Origin of the sequence: Saccharothrix sp. HUAS TT1, assembly GCF_040744945.1 — a bacterium.
Taxonomy (GTDB): domain Bacteria; phylum Actinomycetota; class Actinomycetes; order Mycobacteriales; family Pseudonocardiaceae; genus Actinosynnema.
Window position 1 is genome coordinate 5,947,601 of record NZ_CP160453.1, and the last position, 13,571, is coordinate 5,961,171.

General features: G+C 75.3%; 14 protein-coding genes. 9 read left to right on the forward strand and 5 right to left on the reverse strand.

Annotated elements, in window-relative coordinates; genetic code table 11:
• Positions 1 to 433 precede the first annotated feature (433 nt).
• Genes AB0F89_RS26830 through ligD form a run of 3 tightly spaced genes read left to right on the forward strand, consistent with a single transcriptional unit; the run spans position 434 to position 3,134 of the window.
• Positions 434 to 1,048, forward strand: a complete 615-nt coding sequence (locus AB0F89_RS26830; protein ID WP_367128377.1) for a hypothetical protein — start codon at positions 434 to 436, stop codon at positions 1,046 to 1,048.
• Entirely contained in the window at positions 1,048 to 2,160 is a 1,113-nt protein-coding gene (locus AB0F89_RS26835; RefSeq protein ID WP_367128378.1) for an MFS transporter, read from the forward strand. The genes AB0F89_RS26830 and AB0F89_RS26835 overlap by 1 nt, the downstream gene beginning before the upstream one ends.
• Before the next feature lie 29 nt (positions 2,161 to 2,189).
• Entirely contained in the window at positions 2,190 to 3,134 is a 945-nt protein-coding gene (gene ligD / locus AB0F89_RS26840) for a non-homologous end-joining DNA ligase (RefSeq protein ID WP_367128379.1), read from the forward strand.
• Between the two features lie 9 nt (positions 3,135 to 3,143).
• Here ligD and AB0F89_RS26845 read toward each other — a convergent pair whose 3' ends face one another.
• Together AB0F89_RS26845 and AB0F89_RS26850 are read right to left on the reverse strand one after the other, a co-directional pair.
• Complete coding sequence (locus AB0F89_RS26845; RefSeq protein WP_367128380.1) at positions 3,144 to 3,965, reverse strand: bifunctional DNA primase/polymerase; 822 nt, start codon at positions 3,963 to 3,965, stop codon at positions 3,144 to 3,146.
• Between the two features lie 60 nt (positions 3,966 to 4,025).
• Complete coding sequence (locus AB0F89_RS26850) at positions 4,026 to 4,511, reverse strand: ArsR/SmtB family transcription factor (RefSeq protein WP_367128381.1); 486 nt, start codon at positions 4,509 to 4,511, stop codon at positions 4,026 to 4,028.
• Between the two features lie 57 nt (positions 4,512 to 4,568).
• Here AB0F89_RS26850 and AB0F89_RS26855 point away from each other — a divergent pair, with 57 nt between their 5' ends.
• Positions 4,569 to 5,483, forward strand: coding sequence for a S41 family peptidase (locus tag AB0F89_RS26855; protein ID WP_367128382.1), 915 nt, complete (start codon positions 4,569 to 4,571; stop codon positions 5,481 to 5,483).
• 126 nt (positions 5,484 to 5,609) lie between these two features.
• On the opposite strand, the gene AB0F89_RS26860 is transcribed toward AB0F89_RS26855, so the two are convergent.
• Complete coding sequence (locus AB0F89_RS26860; RefSeq protein ID WP_367128383.1) at positions 5,610 to 7,097, reverse strand: SulP family inorganic anion transporter; 1,488 nt, start codon at positions 7,095 to 7,097, stop codon at positions 5,610 to 5,612.
• A gap of 430 nt (positions 7,098 to 7,527) precedes the next feature.
• On the opposite strand from AB0F89_RS26860, the gene AB0F89_RS26865 reads away from it, so the two are divergent.
• The 4 genes from AB0F89_RS26865 to AB0F89_RS26880 all read left to right on the forward strand — a co-directional run bounded on the left by AB0F89_RS26865 (position 7,528) and on the right by AB0F89_RS26880 (position 11,315).
• Positions 7,528 to 8,019 carry a hypothetical protein gene (locus AB0F89_RS26865; protein WP_367128384.1) on the forward strand — a complete coding sequence of 164 codons (492 nt, stop codon included), beginning with the start codon at positions 7,528 to 7,530 and terminating at the stop codon, positions 8,017 to 8,019.
• Positions 8,020 to 8,028: 9 nt separating this feature from the next.
• The gene (locus tag AB0F89_RS26870) at positions 8,029 to 8,214 is read left to right on the forward strand and encodes a hypothetical protein (protein ID WP_367128385.1); all 186 of its coding nucleotides are present in this window, start codon (positions 8,029 to 8,031) and stop codon (positions 8,212 to 8,214) included.
• Between the two features lie 32 nt (positions 8,215 to 8,246).
• Positions 8,247 to 8,450 carry a hypothetical protein gene (locus tag AB0F89_RS26875; protein WP_367128386.1) on the forward strand — a complete coding sequence of 68 codons (204 nt, stop codon included), beginning with the start codon at positions 8,247 to 8,249 and terminating at the stop codon, positions 8,448 to 8,450.
• A gap of 66 nt (positions 8,451 to 8,516) precedes the next feature.
• Entirely contained in the window at positions 8,517 to 11,315 is a 2,799-nt protein-coding gene (locus AB0F89_RS26880) for an AAA domain-containing protein (protein WP_367128387.1), read from the forward strand.
• 31 nt (positions 11,316 to 11,346) lie between these two features.
• Here AB0F89_RS26880 and AB0F89_RS26885 read toward each other — a convergent pair whose 3' ends face one another.
• Positions 11,347 to 11,979 carry a class I SAM-dependent methyltransferase gene (locus AB0F89_RS26885; protein WP_367128388.1) on the reverse strand — a complete coding sequence of 211 codons (633 nt, stop codon included), beginning with the start codon at positions 11,977 to 11,979 and terminating at the stop codon, positions 11,347 to 11,349.
• A 97-nt stretch (positions 11,980 to 12,076) separates the two neighbouring features.
• On the opposite strand from AB0F89_RS26885, the gene AB0F89_RS26890 reads away from it, so the two are divergent.
• On the forward strand, positions 12,077 to 12,655 hold the full coding sequence (locus AB0F89_RS26890) for a helix-turn-helix domain-containing protein (protein ID WP_367128389.1): 579 nt from the start codon (positions 12,077 to 12,079) through the stop codon (positions 12,653 to 12,655).
• A 13-nt stretch (positions 12,656 to 12,668) separates the two neighbouring features.
• On the opposite strand, the gene AB0F89_RS26895 is transcribed toward AB0F89_RS26890, so the two are convergent.
• Positions 12,669 to 13,499 carry an alpha/beta fold hydrolase gene (locus AB0F89_RS26895; protein ID WP_367128390.1) on the reverse strand — a complete coding sequence of 277 codons (831 nt, stop codon included), beginning with the start codon at positions 13,497 to 13,499 and terminating at the stop codon, positions 12,669 to 12,671.
• Positions 13,500 to 13,571 lie beyond the last annotated feature (72 nt).

Sequence of the window (13,571 nt, forward strand, 5' to 3'; positions counted from 1 at the left end):
GCGGTGCTGATGACCTGCGGGCGGTCGGTCGGGGTGTACGGCGGTTCCGCCGGTGGGGTTCGGGGGTCGTAGGGCGAGGGTTCGCGGGGAGAAGTGGACGAACTGGGCGCGGTGGCGCCCAGTTCGACGAACGTGGGGTGCGTCCGGCCGGCCGGCAGCGGGTTGTCGCCGATCTGGTCCTCGGTGAGCCGGCAGGTCTCCAGCCACGCGATGGCCTCCGGCCCGGGCCAGGTAGGCCCGGCGCGGCGTCGCGGAAGTCAATAGCCGATCACAGGCGTGAACCGAGCGGTGCTCACTTTGTCCACAGTGGAATAAATGCGCGATCTTCTACGTCACCCGACCGATGTTTCCGCATTGATGCGGCCTCATCGTGGGTGCATCGCACCGATGTCCGCACGACGACCTGTGCGGCCTGACCGAAAGGTGCACCCCGATGATCCCTTCAGTCCCCGCCGCGCACGCGGACGAGGCAGGAGCCCGCGCCGAGACCATGGCCAGGTTCCTGCGCGACGTACCCGTCCCCTTCACCCGCGTGCTGTCCCTGTGGGTGGGCTACCGCCTGCGCCGCGACCCCCGGCAACCCGACACCCGGCACCACCTCACCCCGCGCCAGGCCCACCTGCTCGGCCTCCCCCCGAACACCGCCGTGACCCGCCGCGAGGGCTACCTGGTGCCCCACCTCGGCGACAACGGCCCCCGCCTCGCCGCCATCACCGCGCTGGTGCACCAGCGCGGCCTCGAACTGGACGAACCCGGGCGCGACGAGCTGGCCCGCGGCTACACCCCGCTCGGCATGCTGGTCACCGGGGCGCGCCGGGCCACCCACTACGCCACCACCAGCCGGGCGCCCGACGACCCCGACTTCGCCGACCCGCTGCCCGACGACCCCGACGACGTGCCCGCCCTGTGGTGCCAGGCGACCCTGCTCAGCGCGGGCAGACCCGTGGCGCTGGTCCGCGAGACCGTCTACCGGGTCGCGTTCACCGGCCGCCGACCACCCGACCTCACCGCGTACCTGACCCCGGCGCCACCCCGCCTGGTGTCCTGATGCGCGCCCGGACCTCCGCGCTCGCGGCGACGACCGTGGCCGCGGGGTCCAGCGGGTACGTGGTCGCGGCGGTGCTCACCGAGGTCGCCGCCGACCACGGCGTCACCACCGCCGCGGCCGGGCACACGCTGACGGCGTTCGCCCTGGCCTACGCGGTCGGCTCGCCCCTGCTGGCGATGCTGACGGCGCGGGTCGAGCGGCGCACCCTGCTGGTGGTCGCGCTGCTGGTCACCGCGCTGGGCAACATCGGCTCGGCGGTCGCGCCGACGCTGGACCTGCTGCTGGTCGCCAGGGTGCTCACCGCGTGCGGCGCGGCGCTGGCCACCCCGGCGGCCACCGCGGTCGCCGCCCAGCTCGACCCCGACCACAAGGCCAGGGCGATGGCGGTGGTCACCGCGGGTCTGACCGCGGCGACCCTGCTCGGCGTGCCCGCCGGGCGGCTGGTGGCCGACCAGCACGGCTACCGGGCGGCGTTCGTGCTGGTCGCGGTGCTGTGCGTGGTCGCGGCCCTGGTGGTGCGGGCCGCCGTGCCGCGGGTGCCGCCCGGTCCGGTGGTCGGGTTCCGGCAGCGGCTCGCGCCGCTGGCCGACCCGCCGGTGCGGCGGCTGCTGGCCGTGTCGCTGCTGGCGTGCCTGGCGACGTTCGCGGTGTACGGCTACCTCGGCGCGATCACCGGCCGGCCACCGGACGGCGGCCACCTGCTCGCCTACGGCGTCGGCGGCGTGCTCGGCAACGCGATCGGCGGCCTGGCCGCGGACCGGCACGGGCCGCGCACACCGCTGCTGGTGGCGCTGGGCGGGTGCGCCGCGGTGCTCGCGGTGCTGGCCACCGCGCCGGTCGGGCCGACGGCGTTCGTCGTGATGGCCGCGTGGGGCGGGTTGTTCTGGGCGTTCAACCCACCGCTGTTCGCGGCCCTGGTGGCAGTGGACCCGGACCGGGCGAACCTCCTGCTCGCCCTGAACGCGTCCGCGATCTACACGGGCATCGCCTGCGCCGGTGTGCTCGGCGGCGCGATCGACGCCCCGGCTGTCCCCCTCGTGGGCGCCGCCGTCGCCGTCGCCGCCACCGCGATCGCCGCGACGACCAGGGGGAGGAGGTTGGTGGCGAGCTGATCGGCGCGATCCGGGTTAGGTTTGCCCGCATGGCCGGACAGGTGCCTTCGGTGGAGCTGGAGGTCGGGGACCGCGCCGTGCGGATCTCCAACCCGGATCGCGTCTACTTCCCCGCGCGCGGGGAGACCAAGCTGGACCTCGCCCGGTACTACCTCGCGGTCGGCGACGGCGTCGTCCGCGCCCTGCGCGACCGCCCGTGCATGATGCACCGCTTCCCGTCCGGGGTGACCGGCGAGAAGGTGCACCAGAAGCGGCTGCCGCGGGGCGCGCCGCCGTGGGTGCGGACCGTGCGGGTGCACTTCCCCCGCTACGACCGGCACGCCGACGAGTTGTGCGTCGGCGACCTGGCGGACGTGCTGTGGGCGGTGCAGATGTCGACCGTGGAGTTCCACCCGTGGAACTCGCGCGCCGCCGACACCGAGAAGCCGGACGAGTGGCGCATCGACCTGGACCCGATGCCGGACTGCCCGTTCTCCCGGGTGCGGCGGGTCGCGCGGGTCGTGCGGGAGGTGCTGGCCGAGCTGGGCGCGGTGGGCTGGCCGAAGACGTCGGGCGGGGCGGGGCTGCACGTCTACGTGCGGATCAGGCCGGAGTGGGGTTTCACCGACGTGCGGCGGGCGGCGCTGGCGTTCGCGCGCGAGGTGGAGCGGCGTGCGCCGGACGACGTGACCACCGCGTGGTGGCGGCGGGATCGGGACCCGGGCAGCGTCTTCGTGGACTACAACCAAAATGCTCGCGACCACACGATCGCGAGCGCGTACTCGGTGCGGGGCGTGCCGGAGGCGACCGTGTCGACACCCGTGCGGTGGGACGAGGTCGACTCGCTGGACCCGCGCGACTTCACCATCGCCACGGTGCCCGCGCGGTTCGCCGAGCTGGGCGACCTGCACGCCGGGATCGACGACGCGCCGTTCTCGCTGGAACCGCTGCTGGAGTGGGCCGACCGGGACGGCGCCGAGCTGCCCGAGGGGTGACCCGGGGGCTCAGCGCAGCACGCGAGGTCGGCGGCGGCCGAGCGCGATGCCGTTCTCGACGTGGTGCAGCGCCTCCCGCTCGGTCCACCCCTCGACGCCGTTGTGCGCCGAGGCCGCGGTCAGCAGCGCCGCCACGGCGCTCGCCTCGTCCAGCCAGCCGGCGCCGACCAGTTCGCCGAGCCGGCAGGCGGCCGTGAACACGATGTGCGCGCGGACGCCCGGCCTGGCCTCGCGGACGCGTTCCACCTCGCCCTCCACGACGGCGGCGCGGTAGGCGTCCACCCGGCGCGGCGCGGGGCGTTGCGCCGGGATCGGCAGGTCTTCGGGCGGCTCCGGGGTCAGCACGGCGACCAGCCACCCCGGGGCGGGCGCCACCGGCGCGTCCCGAAGCACCCGGTACCGGCCGTCGCCGAGCTGCGAGCCCGCCGCCACCACGTACCCGCCCGCGCCACGCGTGTCCACGTGCGGCGCGAGCTTGGCGACGCTGTTGCCCAGCGGCGCGTCGGGAGCCCGGAAGTAACGGTGCTCTCCCCCGCTGGGCGTCGCCACCGTGTAGGTGTCGCGGGGGTCCTCCGCGCCGTGCTGCCAGGCCCGGCGGGCGAACGCCTCGCGGCCGTGCGGCACGTCGAGGTCGACCACCAGCAACCCGGCCGGGCCGCACGCGATGCCGACGTTGTAGGCCCGGCGCGACCACCAGCTCCTGATCCGGTCGCGGTCCAGGGTGGCCTCGGCGTCCCAGCCGGGCACCGCGGGCGCCTTGCCGTGCGGGCGCAGCGGGACCACGGGCCAACCCCGTTCGACGGCGGCCAGTGCCGCCCGGTACTTGGACATGCTCGGTCCCCCCTGGTGTCGGGCAACGGGGGAAGCGCCGCCGGTTCCAGTGTGCCGGGATCAGGACTGCCGGTACAGGGCCACCAGGACGCCGTGCACGGCTTCGTCACCTCCGACGTCCTCGGCCTGGTCCACCACCCGCCGCAGCACCTCGCCCAGCTCCCGCGCGCCCTCCTCGGTGAGCCGGAGGTGGCGCAGCGCCAGCACCGGCTGCCCGGGCGCCTGCCGCAGCTCCTCGGCGACCGCGCCGAGCAGCGCCTCGGTGTGCCCGGCCGCCGGACCCGGCACGGACAGGCGCTTCGCCGTGCGCTGGTAGTACCGCTCGGTGCCGCCGCGCACCCGGCGGGTCTCGGCGACGCGGATCAGGCCGGCCTCCCGCAGCACCTTCAGGTGGTGGGCGACGTTGCCCTTCTGCGCGCCGAGCGAGACCGCCAGCTGGCTGGTCGTCGCGGGCGCGCGGCCGAGCGCGAACAGCAGGCGTTGGCGCAGCGGGTGCGCCAACGCCTTGTACTGCCCGGGCGAGCCGACCTCCAGCACCTCGTCCACCCACGAAGTGTCTAACTCTCTTGACGCTTTCGCAACACCGCTGGTCTACTTCGCGGCGTGGACATCCCAGCGATCATCGACCGGACTCGCGGCCTGCTGGTCGAGCACTACGTCTTCCAGGACGTGGCGGCGGAGTTGGACGCCCTGCTCGCCGCCCGGACGGCGGCGTACTCGGCGGCGACCCCCGAGGAGCTGGCCGCCGTCGTCACCGCCGACCTCCAGTCGGTGAACGGCGACCGGCACCTGCGGCTGAAGTTCCACCGGGACGAGGTGCCCGAGGGCGACGACGAGGCGGTCATGCGGCAGGTCGCCCGCGAGTTCGAGCGGTCCCTCGGCGGCGTGCCGCAGCTGCGCCTGCTGGCGGGCGGCGTGGTCCACCTGGAACTGGCGCCGTCCCTGTTCCCGCTGGCGTGGGCCGCCGAGGGCATCACCGCCGCGTTCACGCTGGCGTCGCACGCCGAGGCGTTGCTGCTCGACCTGCGCGACAACACCGGCGGCGACCCGCAGACGGTCGCGTTCGCGTGCAGCTACCTGCTGGACGAGGCGACCCACCTGAACACCATGCACGACCGGTCCGGTGCGGCGGCCCGGCAGTTCTGGAGCCAGTCGCACGTGCCGGGCGCGCGGTTCGGCGGCACGAAGCCGGTGTACGTGCTGACCAGCGGTAAGACGTTCTCCGGCGCCGAGGAACTGGCTTACGACCTGCAGCAGCTCGACCGGGCCGTGGTGGTCGGCGAGCGCACCGGCGGCGGCGCGCACCCGCGGCGCGGCTTCACCGTGCACCCGCACCTGGAGGCGACCGTCCCGGTCGCGCGGGCGGTCAACCCGGTGTCCGGCACGAACTGGGAGCTGGTCGGCGTGACGCCGGACATCGAGGTCCCGGCCACCGACGCCCTCGACCGCGCCCACCGCGAGGCGCTGGCCGAGCTGGACCGGCGGGGCGGGGACTCGCCACCGCCGGCCACCGCTTGACCGCCGCCCACCTGACCGACCGGCCACCGCCCGACCGCCGCACGACGACCACCGACCGGCCACCGACCGGCCACCGCAGGACTACCAACCGACCGGCTATCGCCTGACCGACCACCCCAGCCGACCTCAGTGGCTGCGCAGTTCGCCCGTCAGGGCGCCGTGGATCTCGGCGCTGTGCCGGTTCAGGCCGGTGATCTCGACCGTCTTCCCCCGCTGCTCGTACTTCGCGGTGACGGCGTCCAGCACCGCCACCGACGAGGCGTCCCAGATGTGCGCGGCCGACAGGTCGATCACCACCCGGTCCGGGTCGCCCGCGTAGTCGAACCGGTGCGCCAGGTCGTTGCTCGACGCGAAGAACAGCTCACCGGTCACCGTGTACACCACCCGGTCGCCGTCCTGCCTCGCCTCGACGGCGGCCACCCGGGCGACCCGGCGGGCGAACACCGCCATCGCGGCGATCGAGCCGACCACCACGCCGATCGCCAGGTTGTGCGTGGCCACCACCACGGCCACGGTGATCACCATCACGCCGATCTCGCCGACCGGCATCCGGCGCAGCGTGGCCGGCGCGACCGAGTGCCAGTCGAAGGTCGCGAACGACACCAGCACCATCACCGCGACCAGCGCCGCCATCGGGATCTGCGACACCACCGGCCCGAACACCACGCACAGCACCATCAGGAACGAGCCCGCCAGGAACGTCGACAGCCTGGTCCGCGCGCCGCTCTTCACGTTGATCATCGTCTGGCCGATCATCGCGCAGCCGCCCATGCCGCCGAAGAACCCGGTCACCACGTTGGCGACGCCCTGCCCGATCGACTCCCGGGTCTTGTTCGACCGGGTGTCGGTCAGGTCGTCGACGAGCTTCGCCGTCATCAACGACTCCATCAGCCCGACCAGCGCCAGCGCCAGCGCGTACGGAGCGATGATCCGCAACGTCTCCAGCGTGAGCGGCACGTCGGGGATGCCCGGCACGGGCAGGGACGAGGGCAGCTCGCCCCGGTCGCCGACCGTCGGCACGGCGATGCCCGCGCCCACCGTCAACGCGGTCAGGGCCACGATCGACACCAGCGGCGCGGGCACGACCTTGGTCAGCCGCGGGAACAGCACCATCAGCACCAGCGCGCCGACCACCAGCGGGTACACCACCCACGGCACGTCGACCAGCTCCGGCACCTGGGCCAGGAAGATCAGGATGGCCAGCGAGTTGACGAACCCGACCATCACCGAGCGCGGCACGAACCGCATCAGCCCGGCCACGCCGATCGCGCCGAGCGCGACCTGGACCAGGCCGCCCAGGATCACCGCGGCCAGCAGGTGCCCGAGGCCGTGGTCGTGCACGAGCGGCGCGACGACCAGGGCGACCGCGCCGGTGGCGGCGGAGATCATCGCGGGACGCCCGCCGACGACCGAGATCACCACGGCCATGGTGAACGAGGCGAACAGGCCGACGCTGGGCGAGACGCCGGCGATGATCGAGAAGGAGATCGCCTCGGGGATCAGGGCCAGGGCCACCACCAGCCCGGCGAGCACTTCGGTGCGCAGGACCTTCGGGTCGCGCAGCGCGGCCAGGACCGGGCGGCGGGACGCCGTCTTCGGTGCGGAGGGGTTCACAGCCACCTGTCGAGCTCGGGGCGCGCCACCGGGCGCGCGAACGCGGTCCCGCCGGGCGGGGCCGCGGCGGTGTCGGGGATTTGGAGGGGGCGGAGGTCCCGCTACGGCGGGCAGGACAGGGCACGAGGCGGGGTGCGCACGCGTCGACTCCTGTCTCCGGGGAGGGTGTGGCGCCGGGACGTCGTCGGCGCCGGCCGCGGGGTGGGCCGAGCCTCACCACCGGGTGGAATCCTACCCGGCGCCGGTTCCGACGTCGTCCTGCCGCCGTTCCCGCGTTGTCGGCGGCAGCCCGCCGGATCGCGGCGTGATCACACTTCCGAGTGGTGATAATGGAAGTCCACTGCCGATAACATCGGATCAGGGGGCGCTATGAATCGCATCGAGGTCCGTCGTGGAAGACGGTGACCTGGTCGAAAGATTCTCGCGCAGGTTGCGCTTGTTCGATTCCAACGCCGATGGCGTGGTCCGCCGGCGGGACGTGGTGGCGGCGGCCGACCGGCTGGTGCGGGTGTTCCGCGTCGAACCGCAGTCGCTCCGGGCCGAGCGCATCCGGGCCGCTTACGAGATGTTGTCGTTGGCGCTGCTCGCGGAGTTCGGCGACCTGGCGCGGGACGAGGTCGCGGCGCCGGGGTTCCGCGTCGCGCTCGCCGCCGATCCCGGCCGGCGGGCCGTTCTCGGTCACCGGATCGCCCGCGCCGACGCGGTGGCCGTGCGGGAGTGCCTCGCGCCGATCGGCGACGCGGTGAAGGCCGAGCAGGTCTCCGAGGTGATCGTGGCGCTCGGCGCGCACCCCGGCCACCGGTCGGTGATCCAGAACGCGCTGGAGGGCGACGGCGCGCTGATCCGACTGGCCGCCGCGGTCCACCCGTTCACCGAGTACTTCGCCGGTTCGGGTCATGGCGGCCTCTACGGTCGCCCCTAGGCTCGGGGTGTGGCGGGGTCGGACGGTCAGCACGACGCGCTCGGCGAGCTGTACGAACGCGCCACGCTGCTGGCCGCGCTGGACCGGATGCCCAGCAACCCGCGGGCCAACCTCGCGCCCGGCGGCAGGCTGGTCGTGCTGGCGCCCAACCCCTGCGCCGACTGGGACGTGCCGGCCGACTACGCGAGGCGGTAAGCACCGGTCCGCCCGGTGCGCGGCAGCCGGTGGTGGTGCGGGTGCACGGCGGCCCGCCGTTCGACTTCGACTCGTTCTGCTGGCCGGGCGGCGTGGTCGAGGCAGCGCTGGACCGCGCCGGGCTGCGCGACGTGACCCGGCACGCCACCGTCGTGCCCGACGACGGGCGGGGCGAGGAGTTCCGGGGTCCGCTGCGGCGCAGCCCGAGCTTCGCCGTGTTCAGCGGCTCGGCCTGAAACCCGGGCCCGGTCTTCGCGCCCGGTCCGGGTCCGGATGTCGTACCCGGGTGGCAGGATTCGCGCGTGACCGTACCCGCAGTGCTGCGCACGCTGGCCCGGCTCAGCGCGTCCGAGCAGCCGCAACGGGTGCAGCTCGACCTGACCAGGACGGCCGGGCTGGTGTGGCTCGGCGACGACGAGACCGCGTGGCGGACCCTCGGCGGGGATCAGGACCAAGAGCTGCCGCAGCGGACGCCGACGCCGTGGACCGCGCGGCCCGACCAGCAGGCGCCCGTCGACCGGCTGGCCTCGTTCGACGCGCTGCACCGGGAGGACCGGCTGCTGCGGCTGGGCTGGGCGTTCCTGTGCGGACCGGCGACGGTGGACGGCCGGCGCAGGCGGATGTGCCTGCCCCTGGTGTCGCGGCCGGTCCGGCTGCACCCGGCGGGCAGGCGGGGCTACGCCTTCCAGGTCGCCGGTGACGTGGGGGTCTTCCCCCTGCTGGCCGACTGGTCCCGGGCGGCCGAGTTGGAGACGCGGCTGGCCAGGGGCCCGGAGTGGATCGGGGCGACGCTGGCGGCGAGCGGGTTCACCGGCGTGCCGGTGCTCGGGCCGGAGCACGACCCGCGCGGGCTGGTCGGCGGCGACGAGCTGGTCGTGGTCGCGGGCGCCGGGCTGCACGCCGGTGAGCCGGTGGTCAGCACCGAGCGCGGTTCGGCGCTGTACGCGTGGGCGCGCACGCCGGGCGTGGAGGCGACCGCGTTGGCGGGCCTCTACTCGACCGCGGCGGACCCGGTGGAACCGGTGGGCGACTTGGCCGGTGCGCTGCCGTTGAGCCCGAGCCAGCGGGCGGCCGTGCTGGCGGCCCGGACCGCGCCGGTGACGGTGGTCGGCGGGCCGCCGGGCAGCGGCAAGACGCACACGCTGGCCGCGATCGCGCTGGACGCCGTCGCCTCCGGCCGCTCGGTGCTGCTGGCCAGTCGGACCCGCAACGCCGCCGACGTGCTCGGCGAGGCGCTGCGCCGGGCGGGCGGACCGGCGCCGGTCCTGTTCGGCGACTCCGAGCTGCGGCAGGAGGTGGCGCGGGAGCTGAGCGCCGGGCTGGCAGCCACCACCGCGAAGGGCGAGCTGGACCGGCTCGACCGGGACCGGCGGGCCGCCACCGCGGCGGTGACCCGGGTCGAGCGGGCGGTCGGCGCGGCGTTGCGGGACGAGGAGCTGGTCGGGGCGGCGGTGCGGTTCCAGGCGCTGATGCCCGCGCACCGCTCGGTCGCGCCGCGCGCGTTCGCGGACGGTGCGGACTTCGAGCGGCTGCACGGGCTGCTGCGCCCCAGGACGGGGCTGTTCGGCGGGTGGCGGACGCGGTGGGCGGTCCGGTCGGCGCGCAGGCTGGTCGGCGCGGCGGCCGACGTCGGCGTGGTCGACCTGGAGGCGGCGGTGCTGGCCGCCGAGCAGTCGGCCGCGCAGGTCCGGGTCGCCACGGACGGCGGCACGTCGCTCACCTCGTTGCGCGGGCTGCTGGCCGAGGGGGACGCGCGCGCCCACGCCGCGATCGCCGGGTGGGTCGCCGCCCTGGCGGTGAGCGGGCGCGGCGCTGGGCCCCGGCGGGCGGTGGCGGCGCTGGCCACCGCGCTGCGGTCGGGTCGGGCGGCCCGGCGGCGGGCCCTGGCCGGGGTGTCCACCGAGCACCTGGTCGCGGCGCTGCCGCTGTGGGTGGGGACGCTGGCCGACGTCGAGGACATCCTGCCCGCCGTGCCGGGCGCGTTCGACCTGGTGGTGATCGACGAGGCGAGCCACGTCGACCAGCCGCTGGCCGCGCCCGCGCTGCTGCGCGGCAGGCGGGCGGTGATCGGCGGCGACCCGCGTCAGCTGCGGCACGTGTCGTTCGTCGGCGAGCGGGCGGTGCGCGAGGCGGTGGCGGCGGAAGGCGCCGGTTCGCTGGCGGACCGGCTGGACGTGCCGAAGGTCAGCCTGTTCGACGCGGGCGCGGCGGTGGCCGGGGTGCACTGGCTGACCGAGCACCACCGCTGCGCGCCGCACCTGATCGGCTTCGCCGCGACCCGGTTCTACGAGGGCCGGATCGCGCTGCTCACCACGCACCCGTCCGTCGCCGACGTGGACTGCATCGACGTCGAACGGGTCGCGGGCGTGCGTGACGACAAGGGCGTCAACGAGGTCGAGGTGGAGGCGGTGCTCGCGCACCTGCGCCGCCGGATCGCCGCCGGGGTCCGCTCGACCGGCGTCGTGACGCCGTTCCGGGCGCAGGCGGACGCGCTGGAGCGGGCGCTGCTCGACCGGTTGAGCCTGGACGAGATCACCACGGGCGGGGTGCGCGTCGGGACCGTGCACGGGGTGCAGGGCTCGGAGTTCGACGAGGTGGTGATCAGCCTGGCGCTGACCGACGAGGACCGGCCGGCCGCCTGGCGGTTCGCCAACGACCGGAACCTGCTGGCCGTGCTGACCACCCGGGCGCGCCGGCTGGTGCACGTGGTCACGTCGGCGACCGAGCCCGTCGGCCTGATCGGCGAGTACCTGCGGCACGCCGGGACACCGCCGACCGGGACCGCGGGCGCCACGCCGCCGGACGAGTGGACCAGGGTGCTGGCGGCGGAACTGGTGGCGCTGGGCCTGACCGTGCGGACCGGTTACCCGGTGGGTCGGTGGCGGGTGGACCTGGTGGTGGGCGAGCGCCAAGCGGCCGTCGCCCTGGACACCCGGCCGCACCCGGACGGCCCGGCGGCGCACCTGGACCGGTGGCGCGCGCTGCGCGGTGCGGGGTGGCGGATGCACGACGCGTTCCCCAGCCGGTTCGACCACGACCCGGCGCGGGCCGCGGTGGAACTGGCCCAGGAACTCGCGCGGGAGCCCGCTCACCGGGCGTGATCACCTGAGCCGGGACGTGCTTACGCAGGGGTCAGCCGGTCCGACGGATCAGCAGGACGTGGTCGACCACCTCGGCGGTCCGCCCGCCGGGCCCGACGGCCGTCCGGCGGGGCGCGTCCGCGCGTTCGACGGTCCACCGCGCGGGATCGAGGTCCAACTCCCCCGCGACCTCCGCCGGTGCCGGGAAGCGGGCGTCGGGGTCCTGGTCCCACGACCAGGGCGCGGTGGAGCCGTGATCCACGACCAGCAGCCGCCCGCCGGCGGTCAGGGCCTGCGCGGCGGTCCGCAGGACGCGCGCGCGGGGCAGGTCGAACGGCGTGTGCAGGTACTGCGCCGACACCAGGTCGAACCGGCCGTCGGGGAAGCTCACCGCCAGGTCGTGCCGCTCGGCGGTGATCGGGAGGCCCGCCGAACGCGCGTGGTCGTCCAGCCGGGCGACCGCGGTGCCGGAGATGTCGACCGCCGTCACCCGCCAACCACGACCGGCGAGCCACCGGGCGTCGCCGCCGGGGCCGCAGCCGAGGTCGAGCGCCCGCCCCGGCGGCAGGAACGTGGCGACCTCCGCGAGCCGGGCGTTCACCCGCGGTTCGGCGGGCGGGGCGGTGCGGGCGTAGTGGTCCTCCCAGAACCGGGCGGGCTCGTCGGGGTGGTCGGTGGCGGGCATTGGCACGGCGGCTCCTCCTGTGCGGCGGTGTGGGGGCCAGCGTCGCCCCGACCGCGCGCACTGGCACGCTTTCTTGCGGTTTCGGCAAGATGACGGGGTGAGCGAGGACTTCGAGGACGTGCTGCGCGCGGTCGGCCCCCGGCTGCGCGCCCTGCGTCGCGGCCGCGGCCTGACGCTGGCCGACCTCGCCGCGCGGACGGGGGTGTCGGAGAGCACGCTGTCCCGGTTGGAGAGCGGGCAGCGGAAGGCCACCCTCGAACTGCTGCTGCCGCTGGCCCGCGCCCACGACGTCCCGCTGGACGACCTGGTCGGCGCGCCGCGCACCGGCGACCCGCGGATCCACCCCGCCCCGGTCCACCGGTTCGGCATGACGTTCCTGCCGCTGTCCCGGCGCGCGGGCGGCGTGCACGCCTACAAGGTGCTCATCCCCGGCGACACCGGGCACGTCACCCCGCAGTCGCACGAGGGCTTCGAATGGCTCCACGTCCTCGACGGACGCCTGCGGCTGGTGCTCGGCGACCACGACGTGGTGCTGCCGCCCGGCGAGGAGGCCGAGTTCGACACCGGGCTGCCGCACTGGCTCGGCAGCGCCGACGGCGGCCCCGTCGAACTGCTCGTCCTGTTCGGACCGCAGGGCGAACGGGCGCACCTGCGGGCACGGGGAAGCCGCCGCTGAGCGCGAGCGGGCGCTAGGCCCTCTCCCGCAACCACTCCAACGCGGACCCGCCCGCGGTCAGCACCGAGATGTGCCCGTCCTCTGAGGACAGTCGCAGTTCGGACCGCGGGCACCGGCGCGCCAACCACTCCCCGTGCGAACTCGGCACCACCCGGTCACGGCCGCCGTGCAGCAGCAGCACGGGCGCGGTCACGTCGGCCGGGTCGAAGCCCCAGGGGGTGACGTACGCCAGGTCGTCGTCGACCAGCGCGGCCGGTCCGGCGGCGACGGCCGGTCCCACCACCTCGTCGAACCACGCCCAGTCGCCGGCCAGCGCGTCGAGGTCCGCCGGGGTGAACTCCGGGTCGTAGACCTCGTCGGACGCCTCGAACCGCTCCTTCACCGCCCGCCCGGCCGCCGCCGCGCGCAGCGACGCCACCCCGGACGCCGCCATGCCCGCGAACCAGTCGAGCCCGTCGGCGTCGAACGGCGCGAGCCCGGCGCCGCTCACCACGCCGAGCACCCGTTCCGGCAGCAGCGCGCCGCACGCGAGGGCGTGCGGCCCGCCGCCGGAGTGGCCGAACACGGCGAACCGCTCGATGCCCAGCGCGTCGGCGACGGCGGCGGCGCAGCGGGCGGCGGAGGCGACGTCCCGGCCCGGTTCCGGGGTGGACCCGCCGTAACCGGGGCGGTCGTAGGACACCCAGCGGATGCCGAGCCGTTCGGCGGCGGGGAACAGCGGCCGGGGCGGCGCGCCGGTGTTGGGCGTGCCGTGGTGCCAGAGCACGGCGAGGGCGCCGGCGCCGGAGTCGTAGGCGTGCAGCGCCCGGCCGTCGTCCAACTCGATGTCGATCTCCAGCACCACCGCAGGCTAACAGCGGCGACACGGTGGTCAAATCGTGGTTTGAGGAGCCCGATGAGTGGTTACCTCGTGCGT

What these genes read in the sequence shown, in the direction of transcription:
- AB0F89_RS26830 (WP_367128377.1), top strand. Translation starts at nt 434, where the DNA reads ATGATCCCTTCAGTCCCCGCCGCGCACGCGGACGAGGCAGGAGCCCGC.
- AB0F89_RS26835 (WP_367128378.1), top strand. Translation starts at nt 1,048, where the DNA reads ATGCGCGCCCGGACCTCCGCGCTCGCGGCGACGACCGTGGCCGCGGGG.
- ligD (WP_367128379.1), top strand. Translation starts at nt 2,190, where the DNA reads ATGGCCGGACAGGTGCCTTCGGTGGAGCTGGAGGTCGGGGACCGCGCC.
- AB0F89_RS26845 (WP_367128380.1), bottom strand. Translation starts at nt 3,965, where the DNA reads ATGTCCAAGTACCGGGCGGCACTGGCCGCCGTCGAACGGGGTTGGCCC.
- AB0F89_RS26885 (WP_367128388.1), bottom strand. Translation starts at nt 11,979, where the DNA reads ATGCCCGCCACCGACCACCCCGACGAGCCCGCCCGGTTCTGGGAGGAC.